At 62.0% G+C, this 21,275-nt stretch carries 25 protein-coding genes; 7 read left to right on the top strand and 18 right to left on the bottom strand.

Going from position 1 to position 21,275, the window contains the following annotated elements; all coding sequences use genetic code 11:
* Nucleotides 1-55: 55 nt before the first annotated feature.
* The 3 genes from AC07VI_RS27790 to AC07VI_RS27780 all read right to left on the bottom strand — a co-directional run bounded on the left by AC07VI_RS27790 (nt 56) and on the right by AC07VI_RS27780 (nt 2,133).
* Nucleotides 56-247, bottom strand: coding sequence for a YqaE/Pmp3 family membrane protein (locus tag AC07VI_RS27790; RefSeq protein ID WP_086144957.1), 192 nt, complete (start codon nt 245-247; stop codon nt 56-58).
* 95 nt (nt 248-342) lie between these two features.
* A complete protein-coding gene (locus AC07VI_RS27785; protein WP_099419662.1) occupies nt 343-1,218 on the bottom strand; it encodes an alpha/beta fold hydrolase in 876 nt (291 codons plus the stop codon).
* 21 nt (nt 1,219-1,239) lie between these two features.
* The gene (locus tag AC07VI_RS27780) at nt 1,240-2,133 is read right to left on the bottom strand and encodes a LysR family transcriptional regulator (protein ID WP_086144959.1); all 894 of its coding nucleotides are present in this window, start codon (nt 2,131-2,133) and stop codon (nt 1,240-1,242) included.
* A gap of 125 nt (nt 2,134-2,258) precedes the next feature.
* Here AC07VI_RS27780 and AC07VI_RS27775 point away from each other — a divergent pair, with 125 nt between their 5' ends.
* Both AC07VI_RS27775 and AC07VI_RS27770 read left to right on the top strand, forming a co-directional pair.
* On the top strand, nt 2,259-3,002 hold the full coding sequence (locus AC07VI_RS27775) for a sulfite exporter TauE/SafE family protein (protein ID WP_099375355.1): 744 nt from the start codon (nt 2,259-2,261) through the stop codon (nt 3,000-3,002).
* Entirely contained in the window at nt 2,900-3,262 is a 363-nt protein-coding gene (locus tag AC07VI_RS27770; RefSeq protein ID WP_139842436.1) for a GNAT family N-acetyltransferase, read from the top strand. Before AC07VI_RS27775 ends, AC07VI_RS27770 begins: the two co-directional genes overlap by 103 nt.
* Here AC07VI_RS27770 and AC07VI_RS27765 read toward each other — a convergent pair.
* Both AC07VI_RS27765 and pyrE read right to left on the bottom strand, forming a co-directional pair.
* Nucleotides 3,198-3,524 (bottom strand): low molecular weight protein tyrosine phosphatase family protein, encoded by a 327-nt coding sequence (locus tag AC07VI_RS27765; protein WP_216356323.1) that lies wholly within the window; start codon nt 3,522-3,524, stop codon nt 3,198-3,200. The two genes, AC07VI_RS27770 and AC07VI_RS27765, sit on opposite strands and share 65 nt — an antisense overlap.
* A 13-nt stretch (nt 3,525-3,537) precedes the next feature.
* Complete coding sequence (pyrE, locus tag AC07VI_RS27760; protein WP_076568256.1) at nt 3,538-4,200, bottom strand: orotate phosphoribosyltransferase; 663 nt, start codon at nt 4,198-4,200, stop codon at nt 3,538-3,540.
* A gap of 109 nt (nt 4,201-4,309) precedes the next feature.
* Here pyrE and AC07VI_RS27755 point away from each other — a divergent pair, with 109 nt between their 5' ends.
* Nucleotides 4,310-5,086 (top strand): exodeoxyribonuclease III, encoded by a 777-nt coding sequence (locus AC07VI_RS27755; protein WP_492992423.1) that lies wholly within the window; start codon nt 4,310-4,312, stop codon nt 5,084-5,086.
* Between the two features lie 6 nt (nt 5,087-5,092).
* Here the strand turns inward: AC07VI_RS27755 and AC07VI_RS27750 are convergent, their stop codons facing one another.
* From AC07VI_RS27750 to AC07VI_RS27690, 13 genes are all read right to left on the bottom strand, one after another.
* Nucleotides 5,093-5,995, bottom strand: a complete 903-nt coding sequence (locus AC07VI_RS27750; RefSeq protein WP_086144963.1) for an RluA family pseudouridine synthase — start codon at nt 5,993-5,995, stop codon at nt 5,093-5,095.
* Between the two features lies 1 nt (nt 5,996).
* Nucleotides 5,997-6,899, bottom strand: coding sequence for a M48 family metallopeptidase (locus AC07VI_RS27745; protein WP_086144964.1), 903 nt, complete (start codon nt 6,897-6,899; stop codon nt 5,997-5,999).
* The gene (locus tag AC07VI_RS27740; RefSeq protein WP_086144965.1) at nt 6,880-8,139 is read right to left on the bottom strand and encodes an AmpG family muropeptide MFS transporter; all 1,260 of its coding nucleotides are present in this window, start codon (nt 8,137-8,139) and stop codon (nt 6,880-6,882) included. The genes AC07VI_RS27745 and AC07VI_RS27740 overlap by 20 nt, the downstream gene beginning before the upstream one ends.
* On the bottom strand, nt 8,139-8,750 hold the full coding sequence (metW, locus tag AC07VI_RS27735; RefSeq protein WP_086144966.1) for a methionine biosynthesis protein MetW: 612 nt from the start codon (nt 8,748-8,750) through the stop codon (nt 8,139-8,141). The genes AC07VI_RS27740 and metW overlap by 1 nt, the downstream gene beginning before the upstream one ends.
* The gene (gene metX / locus AC07VI_RS27730) at nt 8,747-9,946 is read right to left on the bottom strand and encodes a homoserine O-succinyltransferase MetX (protein ID WP_086144967.1); all 1,200 of its coding nucleotides are present in this window, start codon (nt 9,944-9,946) and stop codon (nt 8,747-8,749) included. Before metX ends, metW begins: the two co-directional genes overlap by 4 nt.
* A gap of 133 nt (nt 9,947-10,079) precedes the next feature.
* A complete protein-coding gene (gene ptsP, locus AC07VI_RS27725; RefSeq protein WP_086144981.1) occupies nt 10,080-11,822 on the bottom strand; it encodes a phosphoenolpyruvate--protein phosphotransferase in 1,743 nt (580 codons plus the stop codon).
* 44 nt (nt 11,823-11,866) lie between these two features.
* Nucleotides 11,867-12,136 (bottom strand): HPr family phosphocarrier protein, encoded by a 270-nt coding sequence (locus tag AC07VI_RS27720; protein WP_010393142.1) that lies wholly within the window; start codon nt 12,134-12,136, stop codon nt 11,867-11,869.
* A 92-nt stretch (nt 12,137-12,228) separates the two neighbouring features.
* On the bottom strand, nt 12,229-12,633 hold the full coding sequence (locus AC07VI_RS27715; protein WP_029496035.1) for a PTS sugar transporter subunit IIA: 405 nt from the start codon (nt 12,631-12,633) through the stop codon (nt 12,229-12,231).
* A 14-nt stretch (nt 12,634-12,647) separates the two neighbouring features.
* Complete coding sequence (gshB, locus tag AC07VI_RS27710; protein ID WP_086144968.1) at nt 12,648-13,604, bottom strand: glutathione synthase; 957 nt, start codon at nt 13,602-13,604, stop codon at nt 12,648-12,650.
* 94 nt (nt 13,605-13,698) lie between these two features.
* Nucleotides 13,699-14,997 (bottom strand): glutamate--cysteine ligase, encoded by a 1,299-nt coding sequence (gene gshA, locus AC07VI_RS27705; protein ID WP_077399358.1) that lies wholly within the window; start codon nt 14,995-14,997, stop codon nt 13,699-13,701.
* 204 nt (nt 14,998-15,201) lie between these two features.
* Nucleotides 15,202-16,737 carry an ammonium transporter gene (locus AC07VI_RS27700; protein WP_492992419.1) on the bottom strand — a complete coding sequence of 512 codons (1,536 nt, stop codon included), beginning with the start codon at nt 16,735-16,737 and terminating at the stop codon, nt 15,202-15,204.
* Nucleotides 16,738-16,748: 11 nt separating this feature from the next.
* Complete coding sequence (locus AC07VI_RS27695) at nt 16,749-17,087, bottom strand: P-II family nitrogen regulator (protein ID WP_010393464.1); 339 nt, start codon at nt 17,085-17,087, stop codon at nt 16,749-16,751.
* 11 nt (nt 17,088-17,098) lie between these two features.
* Nucleotides 17,099-17,869: a TorF family putative porin gene (locus AC07VI_RS27690; RefSeq protein WP_086144970.1), complete on the bottom strand. Its 771-nt coding sequence runs from the start codon at nt 17,867-17,869 to the stop codon at nt 17,099-17,101.
* A gap of 270 nt (nt 17,870-18,139) precedes the next feature.
* Between AC07VI_RS27690 and AC07VI_RS27685 the strand changes: the two genes are divergently transcribed.
* From AC07VI_RS27685 to AC07VI_RS27670, 4 genes are all read left to right on the top strand, one after another.
* Nucleotides 18,140-18,388 (top strand): accessory factor UbiK family protein, encoded by a 249-nt coding sequence (locus tag AC07VI_RS27685; RefSeq protein ID WP_035824443.1) that lies wholly within the window; start codon nt 18,140-18,142, stop codon nt 18,386-18,388.
* A gap of 110 nt (nt 18,389-18,498) precedes the next feature.
* On the top strand, nt 18,499-20,019 hold the full coding sequence (locus tag AC07VI_RS27680) for a YifB family Mg chelatase-like AAA ATPase (protein WP_086144971.1): 1,521 nt from the start codon (nt 18,499-18,501) through the stop codon (nt 20,017-20,019).
* A gap of 55 nt (nt 20,020-20,074) precedes the next feature.
* Nucleotides 20,075-20,620, top strand: coding sequence for a hypothetical protein (locus AC07VI_RS27675; protein ID WP_226936269.1), 546 nt, complete (start codon nt 20,075-20,077; stop codon nt 20,618-20,620).
* A gap of 180 nt (nt 20,621-20,800) precedes the next feature.
* Entirely contained in the window at nt 20,801-21,145 is a 345-nt protein-coding gene (locus AC07VI_RS27670; RefSeq protein ID WP_492992415.1) for a DUF1840 domain-containing protein, read from the top strand.
* The last annotated feature ends 130 nt before the right edge of the window (nt 21,146-21,275 follow it).

Raw genomic sequence — 21,275 nt, 5'->3', positions numbered from 1 at the left:
CTCTCCTCGTGTCGGTTGAATCAAGATAGGAAGCGCAGCTTAGGCCAGTCTTAGGTTAGCGCCGGCGCATGGCCTCGGCGATCTTCTGGTCCGTCTTGAACTGGCTCAGCGCATACACGGCCCAGATCGTCGCCGGCAGCCAGCCGATCAAGGTGATTTGCAGGATCAGGCAAATGATGCCGGCAATGGGGCGGCCGATCGTGAAAAAGGTCAGCCACGGCAGTAACAGGGCAATCAGCAAGCGCATCGTTCGTTCCTTGAGTATTCCCCTGTACCGCGGGGACCGGGCCGGCATGCGCCGGCGGTAAATGCAGTCAAACCGATTATAACGATACCCGGCCGTCAAGCCTGCACGGGTGCCAGCAATTTTTCCATCCAGGCCAGGATGGCGGCAAAGATCGCCTCGCGGTTCACTTCATTGAAATTCTCGTGATAGTTGGCCGGATAAAAATGATAGTCGAGCAAGCCATCGGGCACGCTGCGCAGCAGGCTCTCCGTGGCGCGGCTGTCGGCCAGCTTGTCGTCGCCCGCCACCGCGGCGAACAGGGGGAAACGCCAGTCCGACAGGCCGCCCGCCAGTTCCTTTTGCGCCGACGTCAGCGCATGGGCGAAACGCACCGACGCCGCACTGGCGCGGATGCCGTCGCGCTCGTCCTGGAAATGGCGCGCGGTGATGGTTTGATCATGCGTGAGCAGCATGGTCAAGTTGCCCAATGGCACTTTCATCGTCGGGAAGCGCTGCGCCAGCCAGCCCGACAGCATCTGCAGCACCTTCGGCACGGGTATCGCATTCACGTAATACGGCGATGAAATCACAAATCCCTTGATGGCCGGATCGCCCGCAAAGCGGCGCAGCCCCAGGTGGGTGGCGATCAGGCCGCCCATGGAGTGGCCCATGACGAAGATCGGCACGCCCGGATACGCCTGCTTGACCCAGGCGAGGAACAGCTCCTCGTCGTCGAGGAAGGCCTCGAACGAGGGGATGTCCACCTTGCGCTTGCCGTCGTGGCCCACCATATCGAAGCTGACGGTGGCGATGCCGTGCTGGCGGAAGGTCAGCGCCGGCGTGACGTAGTCGCCCGCATGCGCCATGCCGCCGTGGATCGCCAGGATCACGGCGCGTGGCTGTGGCGGCTGCTCCGGCTGCCAGATGTGGATGGGCCGCTCGACCTGGTCGCTGCACAGCAGGCTGGCCATCTTGTCTTCTGAAAAACGCATCGCAACTCCTGTCATGCCCTGTCACGCCTTCAGATGATCGATCAACTGGCGCGCATACAGGGGTAATTCACTGAACTGGCGCACGCAGATTGTCAGGTTGCGTACCGACCAGGGATCCGATAATTCCAGGCAGCGCAGCGCCATCGACTGCTGGCTGCGGCGCGCCGCCGCCAGCGGCACCACGCTGATGCCCACGCCGCTGGCCACCATGCGGCAGACGGCATCAAAGCTGCGCAGGCGCACGCGCACCTTCAACGGACGCCCCAGGCGCGCCGCATGCAGGCCCAGGTACTGCTGCATCGCGCTGTCGTCGGCCAGGCCGATGAAATCGTGATCGAGCACACTGGCGAAATCGACGGCGCCGTCCTGTCCGAGCGCGCGGTGATGCACGCCATCTGCCGCGGCGATGACCACCAGCCGGTCGGGGCGGAACAAAAACGTCTGCAAGCCGCGCATGTCGACCGAGTCGGAAACGATGCCCATGTCGGCCAGCCCTTCCGAGACGGCTTTGACGATATCGTAACTGAGACGCTCTTCCAGGTCGATGGTCAGGTTCGGATGGCGGTCGAGAAAAGCGCCCAGGGCCTCGGGCAGGAATTCGCTGAGCGCCGCCGTATTGCACAGCAGGCGCAACTGCCCTTTCAAGCCGCGCGTAAATTCGCCCAGTTCGCCGCGCATTTTCTCCATTTGCAGCAATACCAGGCGCGCGTGATGCAGCAGGGTCTGGCCCACGGGGGTCGGCTCGACGCCGCGCCGGCCGCGCAGCAGCAAGGGCATGCCCAGCATCTCTTCCATGCCGCGCACGCGCGCACTGCTTGACGCCAGCGCCAGATGGCTGCGCGCGGCGCCCGCCGTCAGGCTCCCCGCCTCCACCACGTTGACGAACAGCTGCAAATCAACCAGATCAAAGCGCATAACGGCTCCCCTTTTCACCATCTTACCAGCCTTCGTATTTTACTGAGGCTGACTCAAAATAATCCACCTTGGCGAAATCCGCAAGCACGCGCAGAATCCACGCAAATCACTGTGGAATAGAAAAAATGGAGACGTCATTCCTGCTGGCTGTCGGCGCCAGCTTCCTCGTCGCTGGCTTCGTCAAGGGCGTAGTCGGATTGGGCCTACCGACGGTAGCCATGGGCACGCTCAGCCTCGTCATGCCGCCCGTGCAGGCGGCAGCCCTCCTGATCGTGCCATCGATGGTGACGAACCTGTGGCAACTGGCGGCCGGCCCCGGCCTGCGCGTCCTGCTGCGGCGCCTGTGGCCCATGCTGGCCGCCGTCATGGCCGGCACCCTGGCGGGCGGCGCGCTGCTGCCGAAGGACAGCGGCGCCTGGGCCGTCGTCGCGCTGGGCGCGGCGCTGATGGTATATGCGCTGGCGGGCCTATGCTCGCTGCAGCTGCGCGTGCCGGCGCGGCACGAAGCCTGGCTGGGGCCCGTGACGGGCGCCGCGACGGGACTGGTGACGGCCGCCACGGGCGTGTTCGTGATTCCCGCCGTACCGTATCTGCAGGGACTCGGACTGGCGCGCGACACGCTGGTACAGGCGCTGGGCCTGGCCTTTACGGCATCGACCGTGGCGCTGGCGGCCAGCCTGGCCCTGCACGGCGACTTCAGTCCCGGCGCGGCCGGCGCTTCTGCGTATGCGCTGCTGCCGGCGCTGGCCGGCATGCTGGCCGGACAATGGCTGCGCGGACGCATCGCGCAACAGGTATTCAAGCGCTGCTTTTTTATCGGCCTGTTCGCCCTGGGCCTGCATGCGGCGGTCAAACCATGGCTGGGATGATAGACGTGGTGCCCTGGGGCGAGCATGCGCTGTCGGCCTGCATCGACGGGCAACAGGTGGCCATGCTCGATTTCAGCCCCTGCGGCGGCGAGGCCACGCTCAATATGCTGTTCGTGAAACCGCCATTTCGCCATCGCGGCGTGGCCAGGGCATTGATGCGCGAAATCCAGCGGCGCTATGCACAGGTGCGCTGGGTCAATCGAGGCAGAGAATGGACGCGACCGACAATTCGAGTTGCTCGACCAGTTCCGGCTGCATGAATTGATACTCGTCGGGGATATCGAGCACGTGGATGGTCTTGTGCTCAAGCAGGCGGCCAAACTGCGCGCGCAAGCGCGACTTGTGCTTCTCCTCCATCACGAAAATCACCTCGCACCAGGCCAGGTCATTCGCATTGACGGGATGGCGCGCGTTCGGACTGGTACCGCCCGAACGCACGGACAGGGCGGGATGGCGACGCCATACCCGCTCCGCCGTGGGACTGCGCCACTGGTTGCGGCTGCAAACGAACAGGACGTTCAAGCGCGCCTGAACCTCAGATGCCGTAGCGCGCGCGGTAGGCGGAGACAGCTTCTTTATGTTTCAGCAGTTCCGGATCGGCGCCCGCGCCGTTCAGGTAGCCGAACAAATCGTCCAGGTTGCCGATCGAGATGACGGGAATGCCGTACTGTTTCGACACTTCCTGCACCGCCGAACTTGGCGACAGCTGGCCGTCCGGGCCCGAGCGCTCCATGCGGTCGAGGGCGATCAGCACGGCGCATGGTTCGGCGCCGGCGGCGCGGATCATGTCCACCGATTCGCGTACCGAGGTGCCGGCCGAGATCACATCGTCAATGATGACAACCTTGCCATGCAGCTTGGCGCCGACGATGGTGCCGCCTTCGCCGTGGTCCTTGGCTTCCTTGCGGTTGAAGGCGAACGAGGTGTTGCGGCCCTTGCCGGCCAGCGCCACGGCGGTGGCCGACGCCAGGGTGATGCCCTTGTAGGCGGGGCCGAACAGCATGTCGAATTCCACGCCCGAGTCGAGCAGGGTCTGCGCGTAGAACTGCGCCAGCTCGGCCAGGGTGGCGCCGTCGTGGAACAGGCCTGCATTGAAGAAGTACGGCGACTGGCGCCCGGCTTTGGTGGTGAACTCGCCAAACCGCAAGACTCCCTTGGATACTGAAAACGCGATAAACTGCTGGCGTAAATTATTCACATTAGCCTCATTTTTTAAAAGTGCCTGTATTTTAATCCGCGCGCAGCGGCGAGACAATCGCCATGCCGCGCCCGCCGGCCCCGTCCAGCGCCCTTTTCACTCTCAATCTATGCCAAAAATTATCTCCGCCAACCTGAACGGCATCCGTTCCGCCGCCAAAAAAGGCTTTTTCAACTGGATGGGCACACAGACGGCCGATTTCATCTGCGTACAGGAATTGAAGGCGCAGCTACCCGACATGACGCCGGAATTCCTCAATCCGCACGGCTACCATGGCCATTTCCACTACGCCGAGAAAAAGGGCTATTCCGGCACGGGCGTGTACAGCAAGGTCGAACCGGACGCCGTGCATATCGGCTTCGGCAGCCCCGAATTCGACGCCGAAGGCCGCTACGTGCGCTGCGATTTTGGCAACCTGTCCGTCATTTCCGTGTACTGCCCGTCCGGTTCGTCCGGCCCGGAGCGCCAGGAAGCCAAGTTCCGCTTCATGGAACTGTTCCTGCCGCACCTGCTGGAATTGAAGGCGCTGGGCCGCGAAGTGGTCATCTGCGGCGACTGGAACATCGCCCACCATGAAATCGACCTGAAAAACTGGAAGGGCAACAAGAAGAACTCCGGCTTCCTGCCCGAGGAACGCGCATGGCTGACGCGCGTCTTCGACGAAGTGGGCTTTGTCGACGTGCACCGCGGCCTGGACAAGCGCGAAGACCAGTACACCTGGTGGAGCAACCGCGGACAAGCCTATGCGAAGAACGTGGGCTGGCGCATCGATTATCACGTCGCCACGCCAGGCATCGCGGCCCAGGCGCATACGGTCAGCGTCTACAAGGACGAACGTTTTTCCGATCACGCGCCCTTGATCATCGATTACACCACCAAGGCGTAAGCACCGCTACAGGCTGCGCCGGCTTTCGAAGTGGCGCGGCTCACCCGTCAACGGGTCCGTAAAATCGATCGCGCGCGCCAGCAGCTGCAAGGGCTGCGACATGTCGTCTTCCTTGCACGGCAGGGCCACCGGGTAAAACGCATCATTGACGATGGGAATGCCCAGCGACGCCAGGTGCACGCGCAGCTGGTGCTTGCGGCCCGTGTGCGGCTGCAGCCGGTACAAGTTCACGCCGCCGCGCCGCTCGATCACGTCGATGATGGTTTCCGAGTTCGGCTCGCCCGCTTCCTCGCGCATGAGGAAAAACTTGTCTCCATCGACCATGCGGCTGCGGTAGGTAAACGGAAAATCACGGCCCTCCAGAACGGGCGCCAGCGCTTCATATGTCTTGCGCACCTCGCGGCGCTGGAACAGCGTTTGATAGGCGCCGCGGCTGGCGATCTGGCGCGAGAAAATCACCACGCCGGCCGTCTCGCGGTCGAGACGGTGGATGGGCGTGAGGTCGGCGCAATCGAGCTTTCTCTTCAGGCGCGTCAACAGGGTCTCCTGCACGAAGCGGCCGCCCGGCGTCATCGGCAGGAAATGCGGCTTGTCGACCACGACCAAATGCTCATCCTGAAACAGGATCTCTTCGTGAAACGGGATCGGTGTTTCACGCGCCAGTTCACGGTAGTAAAAAATACGCATGCCGCGCCGGTACGCGCTGCCCGGTCCCAGCACGGCGCCGTCGCCGTTGACCACTTCGCCGCGCGCCATGCGCTCCCGCCATTGCGCGGCGCCGATCTGCGGATAGCGTTCGACGAGAAAGGCCAGCATGTCCGGCCACTGCCCTTCCGGTAGCCACAGATAGCTGGGTGCGACGCCGTCGCGCATGGGCAGGGGCGCCGGTTTGCTGCTGCGTCCAGGCATGCTAGCGTGTCGCGATGGCGGTGCTGCGGTACGGCGGCAAGGCGTCGACGCTGACGCCCTTGCTGCGCGCGTACAAGGGCAGCACTTGCGCCATGTGCTCATTCATCTGCGAGATGCGGTCGCTGCCCGAAGGATGGGTGGACAGGAATTCCGGCGGCGCGCCCTTGCTCACTGCCGCCATTTTCTGCCACAGCACCACGCCGGCGCGCGGGTCGAAGCCGGCGCGCGCGGCCAGATCCATGCCGATCAGGTCCGCTTCGCGTTCGTCGTCGCGCGAGAACTTCAGCATCACGCCCTTGGCCGCCATATTCGTCGCGGTGCTGGTCAGGTTCGGGTCGACGCCGAGCCAGGCCGACAGGCCGGCGCCGGCCAGCTTGGCGCCCACGGCCGCCAGATTGCCCTTGCCCGCCTGCGCCTGTGCGTGCTCGCGCAGTGCGTGCGAGATCTCGTGGCCCATGACGACGGCTACTTCATCGTCGGTCAGATTCAGCTTGCTGATAATGCCGCTGTAAAAGGCGATCTGCCCGCCCGGCATGCAGAAGGCGTTCACCTCGTCCGAATTGAGCAGGTTGATCTGCCATTGCCAGCTGCTGGCCGCGTCGTTCCAGCGGGCGGCATACGGGATGATGCGCTGGGCGATCGCACGCAGGCGTTTCACCTGCGGATCGCTGTCCGGCACGAGCGCATTCTTTTCCTTCGCGTCGCGCACCAGTTCCGCGTACTGCAGCTTCGATTTTTCATTGAAATTTTCACCGCCGGCGAAAATGCGCGTGCCCGACAGGGGGCGTACCTTGATGCCATCCTGGAGCACCGCCTGCTGTGAATAGGCGGACAGCGGCGCCAGCGCGGTGAGCGCGCACAGGCTGGCCAGGACGGCATAACGTTTAAGGGATATTGGTGCCATTGGCAGACCTCCATGGAGCAATTTTAGGCAGCATCATCATGGCCGGGAAGGCCAGGAAGAAGCAGACGATGAAAAATGAGAACCAGCCCAGCTCGGCGACCAGAAAGCCCACCGAGGCATTGATCAGGGTGCGCGGCACGGCGCTCAGGCTGGAAAACAAGGCATATTGCGTGGCCGTATAGCGCGGGTCCGTGCTGCGCGACAGGAACGCGACAAAGGCGGCCGCGCCCAGCCCCAGGCTGGCGAACGCTTCAAAACCGATCACGGCACTCAATAACATGGTGTTCGGCCCCACCTGCGCCAGCCAGGCGAAGCCGAGAATGGCGATCGCCTGCAGCGCGCCGAATACCCACAGACCCCGGTTGATGCCCAGCTTGAGCATCCACACGCCGCCCACCACGCCGCCGGCCAGGCTGGCCCAGAAACCCGTGGTATTGGCGGCCAGGCCGATCTGCGTCATGGAAAAACCCAGGTCGAGATAAAACTTCGTCGCCAGCGCCGTCGCCATGCTGTCGCCTATCTTGTAGAGTAATACAAAGGCGAGGATCCACATTGCGTTACGCCAACCATCGCGCGCGATGAATTCCTGGAATGGCAAAATGATGGCTTCGCGCATGGTCTTCGGCGGCGAGCCGTACACGGCGGGTTCCTTGATCAGCAAGGTGCAGACCAGGCCCGGCAGCATGAAGGCGGCCGTGATCCAGAACACGGGCTGCCACGGCATGCGGTCGGCCAGGATCAGCGACAACGCACCCGGTACCATGCCAGCCACTTTATACGCGTTGACGATGACGGCGGCGCCCAGGCCCTGCTCGTTATCGCTGAGAATTTCGCGCCGGTAGGCGTCGATGACGATGTCCTGGCTGGCGGACAAAAAGGCCACGCCGCCCGCAGCGGCCGCGATCAGCCCGATCTGCGTGAGCGGGTCCAGCATGCCCATGCCGCCGATGGAGAAAAACAGCGCCACCTGCGTGGCGGCCATCCAGCCGCGCCGGCGTCCCAGTCCCAGGATGCGGTAGCGGTCCATCAGGGGGGCCCACAGGAATTTCCAGATGTACGGGAACTGCACCAGGGCGAACAGCCCCAGTGCCTTGACGTTCAGTCCCGACTTGGCCAGCCATGCCTGCAGCAGGTACAGCAGGATGAACAGGGGCAGGCCGGAACTGAAGCCCAGCACCAGCACGGCCAGCATGCGGCCATTGGCATAGGAACGCCATCCTGGCGCCGGGCTGACATTCATCAATGCACCGCTTTTTTACGCAGGCGAAAAACGGCCAGGTCGCCGCGCAGGTTAGGCAGCACGGAGACCATCCTGCCTTCTGCCAGGGCCACGCATTCAATCACTTCCAGGCCGCATTCCTCGGCCAGTTCGCGGAAATCGTTGATGGTGGCGCAGCGCACGTTGGGCGTGTCATACCACTGGTAAGGCAGCGACTTCGACACGGGCATGCGGCCTTTCAGCAGTGCCACGCGGTGCGGCCAGTAGGCAAAGTTGGGAAACGAGACGATGGCCTCGGCGCCCACGCGCACGATGTCGCGCAACAGCGGCTCGACCTGCTTCATCATCTGCAGCGACGACAGGCACAGCACCGTGTCGAAGCTGTTGTCACCAAAGATGGCCAGGCCTTTTTCCATATCCTGCTGGATCACGTTGACGCCGCGCAAAGTACTGGCCAGCACCTTGTCGTCGGCGATCTCGATGCCGTAGCCGCTGCATTCCTTGTCGCTTTGCAGGTACTGCAGCATCACGCCTTCGCCGCAGCCCACGTCCAGCACATGCGCGTTCTTCGGCACCCAGTGGGCGATGAAGGCCAGGTCGGGGCGCAGCGCGCTCAATTCGTCAAAAGTCATGCGGTCTCCTTGGCGCCCTGGCGGACGGCGGTGTGCTGTGCCGGAGCGGGCAAGCCCGCGCCGATGTCGTTCCAAACCTGGCCATAATAGGCGCGCACCATGTTCATGTAGCGCGGATCTTCCAGCAGGAAGGCGTCGTGGCCATGCGGCGCATCGATTTCGGCATAGGTCACCTGGCGGCGGTTGCGCACGAGGGCTTCGACGATTTCGCGGCTGCGCTCGGGCGAGAAACGCCAGTCGGTGGAAAACGAGGCGAGGAAGAACTTGGCCCTGGTGCCCGACAGGGCCTTGGCCAGGTCGCCGCCATGCGCGCGCGCCGGGTCGAAGTAGTCGAGCGCCTTGGTGATCAGCAGGTAGGTATTGGCGTCGAAGTACTCGGAGAACTTGTCGCCCTGATAACGCAGATACGACTCGATCTCGAAATCGATGCCGAAGCCGAACTTGTAGTCGCCCGTCTGCGCCGCGTCGCGCAGCTTGCGGCCGAATTTCTCCGCCATGTCATCGTTCGACAGATAGGTGATGTGTCCCACCATGCGCGCCACGCGCAAGCCGTTCTTCGGCACCACGCCATGCGCATAAAAGTCGCCGCCGTGGTAATCGGGATCGGACAGGATGGCCTGGCGCGCCACGTCGTTGAAGGCGATGTTCTGCGCCGACAGCTTGGCCGTCGAGGCGATCACCACGCAATGGCGCAGCCGCTCGGGAAACATGATGCTCCACGCCAGCGCCTGCATGCCGCCCAGAGAGCCGCCCATCACGGCGGCGAACTGGCGGATGCCCAGTTCATCGGCCAGGCGCGCCTGCGCGCTGACCCAGTCTTCCACCGTGACGACGGGGAAGGAGGCGCCATACGGCTTGCCGGTGGCGGGATTGGTGTGCATGGGGCCCGTCGAGCCGAAGCAGGAGCCGAGGTTGTTGACGCCGATGACGAAGAATTTGTTGGTGTCGAGCGGCTTGCCGGGACCGACCATATTGTCCCACCAGCCAGTGCTCTTCGGTTCGTCCGCATACACGCCGGCCACGTGGTGCGAGGCGTTCAGGGCGTGGCAGACCAGCACCGCGTTCGATTTGTCGGCGTTCAGGGTGCCGTAGGTTTCATACATCAACATATAGTCCCGCAGCGATGCGCCGCTTTGCAGCTGCAGGGGTTGCGCAAAATACATGGTTTGCGGCGAAACGATTCCAATGGATGACATGTGTGTCGGTTTATAAAAGGGGGGCGGCCCCACGGGCCATGGTCGATGCAGCACCGCGATGATAGGTGCTGCAACTTTAACACCAGGACACATCTTGCCGCGCGCGATGTGTCCTGATGCTTAAGGTGACAGTTTACATGAGCTGCAGTTGCTGGACGGCTTCCGCGATCACATTTGGCTCCATCGAACGCATAATTTTGCGCATTTGTGGTGCAATCAGGGCCAGATCGCTGTTGAGAATCTCTTGCTTGACCGCCAACAGCTGGGCCGGATGCATGGAAAACTCGCGCAAGCCCATGCCCAGCAGCAAGCGCGTGAGCTTTACGTCGCCCGCCATCTCGCCGCAGACGGCCACGTCGATGCCCGCCTTGTGACCGGCGGCGATCGTCATGGAAATCAGTTGCAGCACGGCCGGATGCAGCGGATTGTACAAATGCGCCACTTCATAGTCGACGCGGTCGATGGCCAGCGTGTACTGGATGAGGTCATTCGTGCCGATCGACAGGAAATCCATGCGCTTGACGAACATGGGCAGCGCCAGCGCGGCGGCGGGAATCTCGATCATGGCGCCCACTTCGACCTCATCGTCGAACTTGACGCCTTCCTCGCGCAGGCTGGCCTTCGCTTGCGCGATCATGGCCAGCGACTGGTCGATCTCGAACGCATGCGCCAGCATCGGGATCAGGATGCGCACCTTGCCGAAGGCCGAGGCGCGCAGAATCGCCCGCAGCTGCGTCAGGAACAGCTGCGGCTCTGCCAGGCAATAGCGGATGGCGCGCAAGCCCAGGGCGGGGTTCAGGGCCGTGTGCTCGGACTGGTCGAGCGGCTTGTCGGCGCCGATGTCGAGCGTGCGGATGGTCACCACGCGCCCTTTCATCGACTGCACGGTGTTGCGGTAAGCCTCGAACTGCTCGTCCTCGGTGGGAATCTTGTGGGCACGGCCCATGAACAGGAATTCGGAACGGAACAGGCCCACGCCGCTGGCGCCCGATTCCAGCGCAAACGCGCAATCGTCGGGCAGTTCGATATTCGCCAGCAGGGTGACGGGCGTGCCGCATTTGGTCACGGCCGGCGTCTTTTTCAGCTTGCCCAGCTTTTTGCGCGCGCGCTGCATGGCCACCTGGCGCTCGCGGTACTGCTCCAGCACCAGCGCGCTGGGGTTGGCGATAACGACGCCGGCGTCGCCGTCGATGATCAGCCAGTCGTCCTGCTCGATCAGCATCGACGCCTGCGACATGCCGACGGCGGCGGGGATATCGAGGCTGCGCGCGACGATGGCCGTGTGCGAGTTCTGCCCGCCCACGTCGGTGATGAAACCGATGAAGGAGCGGTCGCGGAACTGCAGCATGTCGGCCGGAGAAATGTCGTGGGCGACCACGATCATCTGCGCCACCAACTCGTCCGCAGTGGCCGCTTTCGGCAGCAGCTGCTCGGTCCCCAGCAAGACCTTCAGCACGCGCTCGGCCACTTGCTGGATGTCGGCCTTGCGTTCGCGCAAATACGGGTCTTCGATTTCGTCGAACTGGGCCGACAATTCGTCAATCTGCGTCAACAGCGCCCATTCGGCGTTGTAGTGGCGCGAACGGATGATGTCGAGCGGCGCTTCGGAAATCATCGGGTCCGACAGGATCAGCGCGTGTACGTCGATGAAGGCGCCCAGTTCGGTGGGCGCATCCTTGGGCAAATCGTTCCACAAGGTTTGCAGTTCCTTGTGAACGGTAGCGATGGCGTTTTGCAGGCGCTGTACTTCGGCTTCGATCTGTTCCTGGGCTACCAGGTAATGTTTGACGTCAAGGGCGGCCGGCGCCAGCAGGTGCGCGCGGCCGATGGCGATGCCGCGGGAAACCGGGATGCCGTGGAGCGTGAAGGATGCCATGGGTTGACCTGTCGGAATGCGGCTGCGGCTGCGTTCGGCGGGCATTACTCGCCTTCGCCAAACCTGTCGTTAATCAGGGCGGTGAGCGCGTCGACGCATGCCTGCTCATCATCGCCCTCGGCTTCCAGCGTCACTTTCGCGCCCTTGCCGGCAGCCAGCATCATGACGCCCATGATGGACTTGGCATTGATGCGGCGCGCGTTGCGGGTCAGCCAGACATCGCTCTTGAACTTGGCGGCCAACTGGGTAAATTTGGCGGAGGCGCGTGCGTGCAATCCCAGCTTGTTGATGATTTCGAGTTCTTTTTGAATCATTTTTGTATGGTCTCTATCCCTGAATGCACTACGCTGATGACAATCTTGGCCTATAAAACCCGCCGCCTTCAAGGCGGCGGCCATTCACTCTCTTATTCGCCCACGCGAATGCGGTTATCGACACGCACGGCGCCGCTTTGCGCACCGGCCAGCGCCATCTCCACCACCACGTCGAGCGTATCGCGGCGATACGTGATCGCGCGCAGCAGCATCGGCAGGCTGATGCCGGCGATGACTTCCACCCGGCCCGCATCGGCCAGCTTGTTGCAGCAGTTCGACGGCGTACCGCCCTTCACATCGGTAATCACCAGCACGCCGGAGCCGTCGTCGAGGCGGCAGATGGCTTCCGATGCCAGCTTCTGCACTTCCGCCAGATCCTGGTCGGCGACGACGTCGATGGCTTCAAAACGTTCCGTTGGCCCGCGAAACACATGCGCGCAGGCGGCGATGAACGCCTGTCCCAGCGGTGCGTGTGTCATGAGCAATATCCCTACCATAGTCATTTCGCCTGTTATCGCTGCTGCGCGGACGCAACACCGTGTTCGACCGCATCGATGAACATGGCGGCCACATCAAAACCCGTCTGCTGCATGATTTCCTGGAAGCAGGTCGGGCTGGTGACATTGACTTCCGTCAAATAGTCGCCGATCACGTCCAATCCTACCAGCATCAGGCCACGCGCGGCCAGGATGGGGCCCAGCTTTTCGGCGATTTCCAGGTCGCGCGCCGTCAATGGCTGCGCCACGCCGGTGCCGCCGGCCGCCAGGTTGCCCCGTACTTCGCCCGCCTGCGGGATGCGCGCCAGCGAAAACGGCACCGGCTTGCCGCCGATGACGAGAATGCGCTTGTCGCCCTTGACGATATCGGCGATGAAACGCTGCGCCATGATGGTTTGCGCGCCGTTGTCCGTCAGCGTCTCGATGATGGCGCCCAGGTTCAGGCCATCGGCCTTGACGCGGAAGATGCCCGTGCCGCCCATGCCGTCGAGCGGCTTGAAGATGACGTCCTGGTGCTTGGCGTGGAAGGCGCGCAGGCGCGCTTCGTTCGACGTCACCAGGGTCGGCGAGGTGAATTCGGAAAACTGGGCAATGGCCAGCTTTTCATTGTTGTCGCGGATGGCGGACGGCTTGTTGAAGACGCGCGCGCCCTGCTTTTCCGCCAGTTCCAGCAGATACGTGCCGTACACGTATTCCATGTCGAACGGCGGATCCTTGCGTTCGATGATGGCGTCCAGGGCCGACAGGCGCACTTCTTCGCTGGATACCACCTTGTACCAGTCGTGTCCGTCGCCCGTGAGCTCGATATGCTGCACGTGGGCCGTGACGATACCTTCCTCGAGCGCCATGTCCTTCTGTTCAAAGGCATACACGGCATGGCCACGCCTGGCCGCCTCGCGCATCATGGCGAAGGTGGAATCCTTGTAAGTCTTGAAGCCTGCCAGCGGGTCGGCGAGGAATGCAATTTTCATGAGTCGGTCCAATCGGGGTGCCTGGGTAATGCCTGATTCTAGCCGAGATCGCCGGGCGCAGTGGTCGCCGCGCCCGGCACGTCTCCTTGATGGATCAATACACCTCGGGATTCGGGTCCGTGCGTTCCATTTCCAGCGAGGCGGCCAGCAAGGCCAGGCGCGCCACCACGCCATACACATAGAAGCGGTTCGGCGCGGCCGTGCCCGGCTTGGCCTTCAAGTCCGGCACGGCGTGCTGCTGGGCAAACGCCAGCGGCACGTACTGCGAACCGGGCGCGTTCAGGTTCTGGTCGACGCCCTTCTCCGCGTGCACGCGGTAGAAACCGCCCACCACATAGCGGTCGATCATGTAGACGACCGGCTCGGCCACGGCATCCTTGATGCTTTCGAAGGTCGGCACGCCTTCCTGGATGATCACGTCCGTGACGACCTTGCCGTCCTTGACGATGGACATCTTGTCGCGCTGCTTGCGCGACAGGTCGCGCACTTCGCTGGCGTCGCGCACCGTCATGATGCCCGTGCCATACGTGCCGGCGTCGGGCTTGACGATGACAAACGGCTTTTCCTTGATGCCGTATTCCTTGTATTTCTTGCGGATCTTGGCCAGCAGCACGTCGACGCTGGCGGCCAGCGCGTCCTCGCCCTCGCCTTCCTGGAAGTTGACGTCGCTGCACTTGGCGTGGAAGGGATTGAGCATCCACGGGTCGACATCGATCATCTTGCCGAATTTTTTCACCACTTCATCGTAGGCCGTGTAGTGGTTGCTCTTGCGGCGCAAGGCCCAGCCCGCGTGCAAGGGCGGCAACAGGCTTTGCTCATGAATATTTTGCAAGATATCGGGGATGCCGTCCGACAAGTCGTTATTCAGCAGAATCGTGCACGGGTCGAAATCCTTCAAGCCCAGCCGACGGCCATTGTTCAGGCGCACGAGGGGCTCGATGACGAGCATGTTGCCATCCGGCAACGCCAAGGGCGTCGGCTGGGTGATGTCGGGCGACCACGAACCGAAGCGCACGTGCAGCCCCGTCTGGCGGAAGATCTGCATCAGGCGCGCCACGTTCTGCAGGTACTGCGGCGTGGTGTTGTGCAATTCCGGCACGATCAGCAGGTTGCGGGCATCCGGGCAATACTTGTCGATGGCGGCCATGGCCGCCTGCACGGACAGGGGCAGCATTTCCGTGGCCAGGTTATGGAAACCGCCAGGGAACAGATTGGTATCGACAGGGGCCAGCTTGTAGCCGGCGTTGCGCAAGTCTACCGAGCAATAGAAGGGCGGCGTGTGCTCCTGCCACTCCATGCGAAACCAGCGCTCAATGGCCGGCGTCGCTGCCAGAATCTTTTTTTCGAGGTCGAGCAGCGGTCCGGTCAGGGCCGTGACGAGATGGGGAACCATAGTTACATCCTTAAATTATGTGCAGTATTCAAAAAAGCACACAGAACTGCCGACTATATTACCGTGTAAGTACCCCAAATCGGGGCAAAAGCCTTGTTTTAAAGACCTTTTCCATTCCCATAACGAAAAAAAGGCGCCTCAAGGAGGCGCCTTTTCCAGTCTGGCATGCCGCGCCGCAGCGCTGGCACACCAGATAATTATCATTTAGCCATGATAAGCTTGCTCGCCATGGCTGGTGATATCGAGACCTTCGCGCTCCTCTTCTTCCGGCACGCGCAAGCCGATGACGATGTCGACCAGCTTATAGGCGACGATGGAGACCAGGGCCGACCAGAGGATGGTCGTGCCGACTGCCTGCGCCTGCACCCACACCTGATGGCCGATCGAGTACGGGTCGGCCGACATCTTGTTGGTGACATAGTCGAAGATGCCCTGGCCGCCCAGTTGCGGTGCCGCAAACACGCCCGTCAGCAAGGCGCCCAGGATACCGCCCACGCCATGCACGCCGAAGACGTCGAGCGAATCGTCGGCGCCGATCAGGCGTTTCAGGCCGTTCACGCCCCACAGGCAGATGATACCGGCCAGCAAGCCCATTACCAGACCGCCCATCGGACCGACAAAGCCGGCCGCCGGGGTGATCGCCACCAGGCCGGCGACGGCGCCCGAGGCGCCGCCCAGCATCGAGGGCTTGCCCTTGGTGATCCATTCGCCAAATACCCACGACAGGGTGGCGGCGGCCGTTGCCAGCAAGGTGTTGACGAAAGCCAATGCCGCCACGTCGCCCGCTTCCAGCGAAGAGCCCGCATTGAAGCCGAACCAGCCCACCCACAGCAAGGAAGCGCCGATCATGGTCATCGTCAGCGAGTGCGGCGCCATCGATTCGCGGCCATAACCGACGCGTTTGCCGATCATGATGGCGCCCACCAGGCCGGCAACGGCGGCATTGATGTGCACCACGGTACCGCCGGCGAAGTCCAGCGCGCCTTTTTGCCAGATCCAGCCCGCCTTCAGGGCTTCGCTGGCCGAAGTGGCGGCATTGGTGATCAGGTCAGGACCGGTCCAGAACCACACCATGTGAGCGGCCGGCAGGTAGGCGAACGTGAACCACAGCACGACGAAGGCCAGCACGGCGGCAAACTTGGCGCGCTCGGCAAAGGCGCCGACGATCAGCGCGCAGGTGATGGCGGCAAACGTGCCCTGGAAAGCCACGAAGACGAACTCGGGAATGACGACGCCCTTGCTGAAGGTGGCGGCGGCGGCAAACGTGCCCTTGGCCGGATCCCAGATGCCGTTCAGGAACAGGCGGTCGAAGCCACCGAAGAAGGCATTTTTTTCCGTGAAGGCAATGGAATAGCCATAAATGCACCACAGCACGATCACCAGCGCGAATACCATGAACACTTGTATCAGCACCGACAGCATGTTCTTGGAACGCACCAGGCCGCCGTAAAACAGGGCCAGGCCAGGAATCGTCATCAGGATCACCAGCAAGGTGGAAATCATCATGAAACTGGTATCGCCCTTGTTGGCGACGGGGGCTGCTGCTGGCGCGGCAGCAGCCGGGGCCGGAGCGGCGGCAGCGGGCGCGGCGTCAGGCACCGGCGTGACGGCGGGGGCGGCAACGGCCGTAGTCGTGGCCGCCTCCGTCTTGGCGGGGGCATCGGCAAAGCTCGGCGTGACGAAGCCAAACGCACACAGACAGGCTATCCCGGCGAGCAATTTTGTTATATTTTTAGGCATCAATATTCCCCTTAGAGCGCTTCGTTGCCGGTTTCACCGGTACGGATGCGGATAACCTGTTCCAGGTTGTAGACGAAAATCTTGCCATCACCGATTTTGCCGGTACGCGCGGCACCTTCGATCGCTTCGATGGCCTGGTCGACAATGGCGTCATCGACGGCCGCTTCAATCTTGGTTTTTGGCAAGAAATCAACGACATACTCGGCGCCACGGTAGAGTTCCGTGTGACCTTTCTGGCGGCCGAAGCCTTTGACTTCGGTGACGGTTATGCCTTGCACATTGATAGCCGACAAGGCTTCGCGCACTTCGTCCAGTTTGAACGGTTTAATGATTGCAGTAATCATTTTCATGGCAGTCTCGCTTAAAAGGTTTTGGACACGGTCAGCACGAGACCGGATTTCGCCAGATTCTTGCCGTTGGGCGCCAACGACGTGATGTTGGCTTTCACGGCCGCCAGTGCAACGGTCACCACGCCAAAGTCCTTGGTCACGCCGATCTTGTAATCGTTGTAGCTGAGGGAATCGTTGTGCGCGACTTTCTGCCGGCCGGCATGCAGGTTCAGCGTGTAGCCATCATGCACGTCCACGTTGGCGCCCACGTCAAGGTAGCCGCTGTTCTTGCTGTCGGCGACACCAAACAGATTGGTGGTCGAGTGCGAATACTTGATATAGGCGGGGCCATAGCCGAGCTGGCCGTACAGCTCGAAGGTGTTGGCATTGGTGCTCAAGCCATTCGAGGGATAGAAATAGTACAGGCCGCCCACGTCATAGGTAAAATCCTTGCTGATCTCGCCCCGTTTGCCGCCGTAGATATCCCATTCCAGATTGGTATCGCCACCACCGTCCTTGATCCACTTGATGCTCGACAACCAGGTGCCCACATACAGCCCCGTCGGATTATGGGTATAGTCGGCACCGCCGCTGACGGCCGGGTTCAGACGGCTTTGCGAAATGCCACGGTAGCGGTAATCGCTGGTCAGCGCCACGTTGTAGCTCACCACATTGTCGGGCACGGCCTCGGCCGCAGCCGGTGCCGCCGCAGCCGCATCCTGGGCCATGGCGCTGCCGCTCAGGGCGGTCATGGCCAACGTCAATGCGGCTGCTAAAGTCATGTTCTTGGACAGATTCTTCATGGCGATTCCCTTTTATTGAACTTTTAAAGCGGTTGAGGTTTAAAATCTTGGCTGGAGATCACAAAGCGTTCATCACTTCTATAGCAGAATGCGTGCCAGCTATATTGCCACCTTGACAGGTGCATTTCCGTCCATACATACCCTGCACGCCGCTGGGCATGCGGGAATACGCTGTTGAGGCGTTGTGGATTTGCCTATTTTCGCACCAGATTAACACTGCTGTGCACCGCAATGGTGCGATGCACATGCCGCACCATAAAAGGACAGACCATGGACATGAATACCTTCTTTAACGACTTGCAAGGCAAGATCCACCAGGCCATCGAGAACTCGCCGGCCAAGGATATCGAGAAAAATGTCAAATCGATGATGACCCAGGGCTTCGCCCGCCTGGACCTGGTCACGCGCGAAGAATTCGATATCCAGGCACAAGTGCTGGCCAAGACCCGCGCCAAGCTCGATGCACTGGAATTGCGCCTGATCGAACTGGAAACTCGCCTGAACGACCCGAAGGCTTAATTCAGCGCAGGCAAGGCGCCGCAATCGGCAGCCTTGCTGGCACACATCAAGCTTCAGGCTGTTGCAAGGGCTAGACTGGTACTGCCCGCGTCCGCGGTGCAGGGGGTCTGATGAGTCTGGCAGTCCTGAAAAGCCGTGCCCTGGCCGGCATGGAGGCGCCCGAGGTGAATGTCGAAGTCCACCTTGCCAATGGCTTGCCTTCTTTTACCATCGTCGGCCTGCCCGATACGGAAGTGAAAGAATCGCGCGACCGCGTGCGGGCCGCGCTGCAAAACTGCGGCTTCGAAATGCCGGCGCGGCGCATCACGGCCAACCTGGCGCCCGCAGACTTGCCGAAGGAATCTGGACGCTTCGATCTGCCCATCGCACTGGGCATTCTGGCCGCCTCCGGCCAATTGCCGGGCGAACAATTACACCACTATGAATTTGCCGGCGAACTGTCGCTGTCGGGACAGCTGCGCCCCATTCGCGGTGCGCTGGCCATGACCTTTGCCATGCAACGCAGTAAAGCTGGCCTGCCGCGCGCCTTTATCCTGCCGCACGCAAATGCCGACGAGGCGGCCCTCGTCGGCAACGCCAGCATCTATCCCGCGCACACCTTGCTCGAGGTCTGCGCGCACTTTGCCGCGCCGGCCAGCCAGACCCCGCTGCAGCGCCACCAACCCATGCTGCCGGTGGCCACCTCTCCGTACCCTGACTTCGCCGACGTGCAAGGGCAGCAGCAGGCGCGGCGCGCACTGGAAGTGGCGGCCGCAGGCGGTCATAACGTCCTCATGGTGGGGCCGCCCGGTGCAGGCAAGACCATGCTGGCCAGCCGTTTTCCCGGCATCTTGCCGCCGATGAGCGACGAGGAAGCACTGGAATCGGCTGCCGTGCACTCGCTGGGCGGACACTTCAGGGTGGAACAGTGGAAGCGGCGTCCCTATCGCGCCCCGCATCAGACGGCGTCGGGCGTGGCGCTGGTGGGCGGCGGCAATGTCCCGCGGCCCGGTGAAATCTCGCTGGCCCACTGCGGCGTCCTGTTTCTCGACGAAATCGCCGAATTTGACCGCAAGGTGCTCGATGTCTTGCGCCAGCCCCTGGAGTCGGGCCTTATCAATATTTCACGGGCGGCCCGCCAGGCTGAATTCCCCGCGCGCTTTCAACTGATCGCGGCCATGAATCCCTGCCCTTGCGGCTATCTGGGCCACGCTTCAGGCCGCTGCCGCTGCACCGCCGACGCCGTGTTGCGCTATCACAGCCGCTTATCCGGGCCGCTGCTTGACCGCATCGACTTGCAAATCGAAGTAGCCGCCCTGCCGCCAGCCTTGCTGGGCCGGCAAGCGGCAAGCGCCGAATGCACGCAGCGCATCGCCGGGCGGGTAGCGGCCGCCTTTGCCTTGCAGTTGGCGCGCCAGGGAAAATCGAACCAGCGCCTGAGTAACACGGAAATTACGCAATATTGCCAATTGGAAACGCATGGCGAACGGCTATTGCACAGTGCCATGCTGCGCCTGCATTGGTCGGCGCGCACGTATCACCGCGTGCTGCGCGTGGCTCGCAGCATCGCCGACCTGGCAGGCAGCAGCACGATCGCGCATCCGCATATTGCCGAAGCGATCCAGTACCGGCGCGTGCTGCGTGAAATATAGGAGCGCGCACACGCGCACGATTGCGCACGACGGGCGACGCTGCTACCATCGTCTGATGAAAAAAACATCACTTGCCTGCATTCTGGCGACGCTCGCCACTGCCAGCGTCCTGTCCGCCTGCAGCCCGAAATTCGACTGGCGCGACTATCGCAGCCCCGACGCCCGGTTCACGGCCTTGTTTCCCAGCAAACCGGCCGTGCTGACGCGCGAAATTGACCTTGATGGCAAGAAAGTCAGCCTGACCATGACGGCCAGCGAAATCGACGGCAATACCTTCGCCATCGGCAACGCTGTTCTCGACAGCTCAGAACAGGCGCAAGCGGCCCTGCCCGTCATGAAAACGGCACTATTGAAAAATATCAATGGCGTCGTGCGCAGCGAAAAGCTGGCGTCGGCAGCCAGCAGCACGGCGGCCGGCAGCCACCAACGCAGCTCACTGGCTATCGAGGCGACGGGGACGCAGCAAGGCAAGCCAGTCCTGCTGGTCGGCCGCTTTGTGGCACAGGACAAGCACATCTTCCAGATCATCATTGTCGGCGAGGAAAGCAAGCTGTCGCGTGAAACCATCGACACTTTCATGGACTCAGTGAAACTGGATTGAGGCTTAACGCTCGCTTAAACGGGTATGTTCACGGCCGGCAAGCTCTTGTAAATACGTGCGTTGTCCAACAGATGGCCGTATCCGGCTTGCAAATGTGCAATCCGGACAATCGGACGGCCTGTGTGACATTTCAAGTCGTGATATTGTTTCGACACTAACAACAAGTTTCAGAAAGCGCTTATGTTGATCTCATTCAAATCTAAATCCGCCCCTGAAGTCCTGATGTACCAGGAACATGCCCAGCGTATCCTCGACATCCTGCACAAGAATCCCACGCGCGGCGTCATCACGCCGGCGGAAGCGGGCGACGCCCTGACCTTGCTGGAAAAAGAAGTCGCGGAAAGCAAACTGCATCCGGAAAATGACATCGAGCACGATGCGCATACGCCGGAGACACTGGAAGACGGTGAAACGGGCGCCCACGCGCGCGCGCAAAAAGTGCATTTTTCCCAGCGCGCCTATCCCTTGATGGAAATGCTGCGCTCGGCCAAGGCAGAAGGTGAAAGCATCACCTGGGGCATCTAGACCGATGAATGCCGCAGACGAAAAAAAACCCCGCTGATGCGGGGTTTTTTTATATAACAAGCCTGACGATAACCTACTTTCACACTGGTTGCAGCACTATCATCGGCGCAAAGTTGTTTCACGGTCCTGT

The sequence above is a fragment of the Janthinobacterium sp. GW821-FHT03A03 genome, assembly GCF_059421435.1.
Note: the sequence above shows the minus strand (reverse complement) of the source record. Positions and strands in the feature narration are given on the sequence as shown.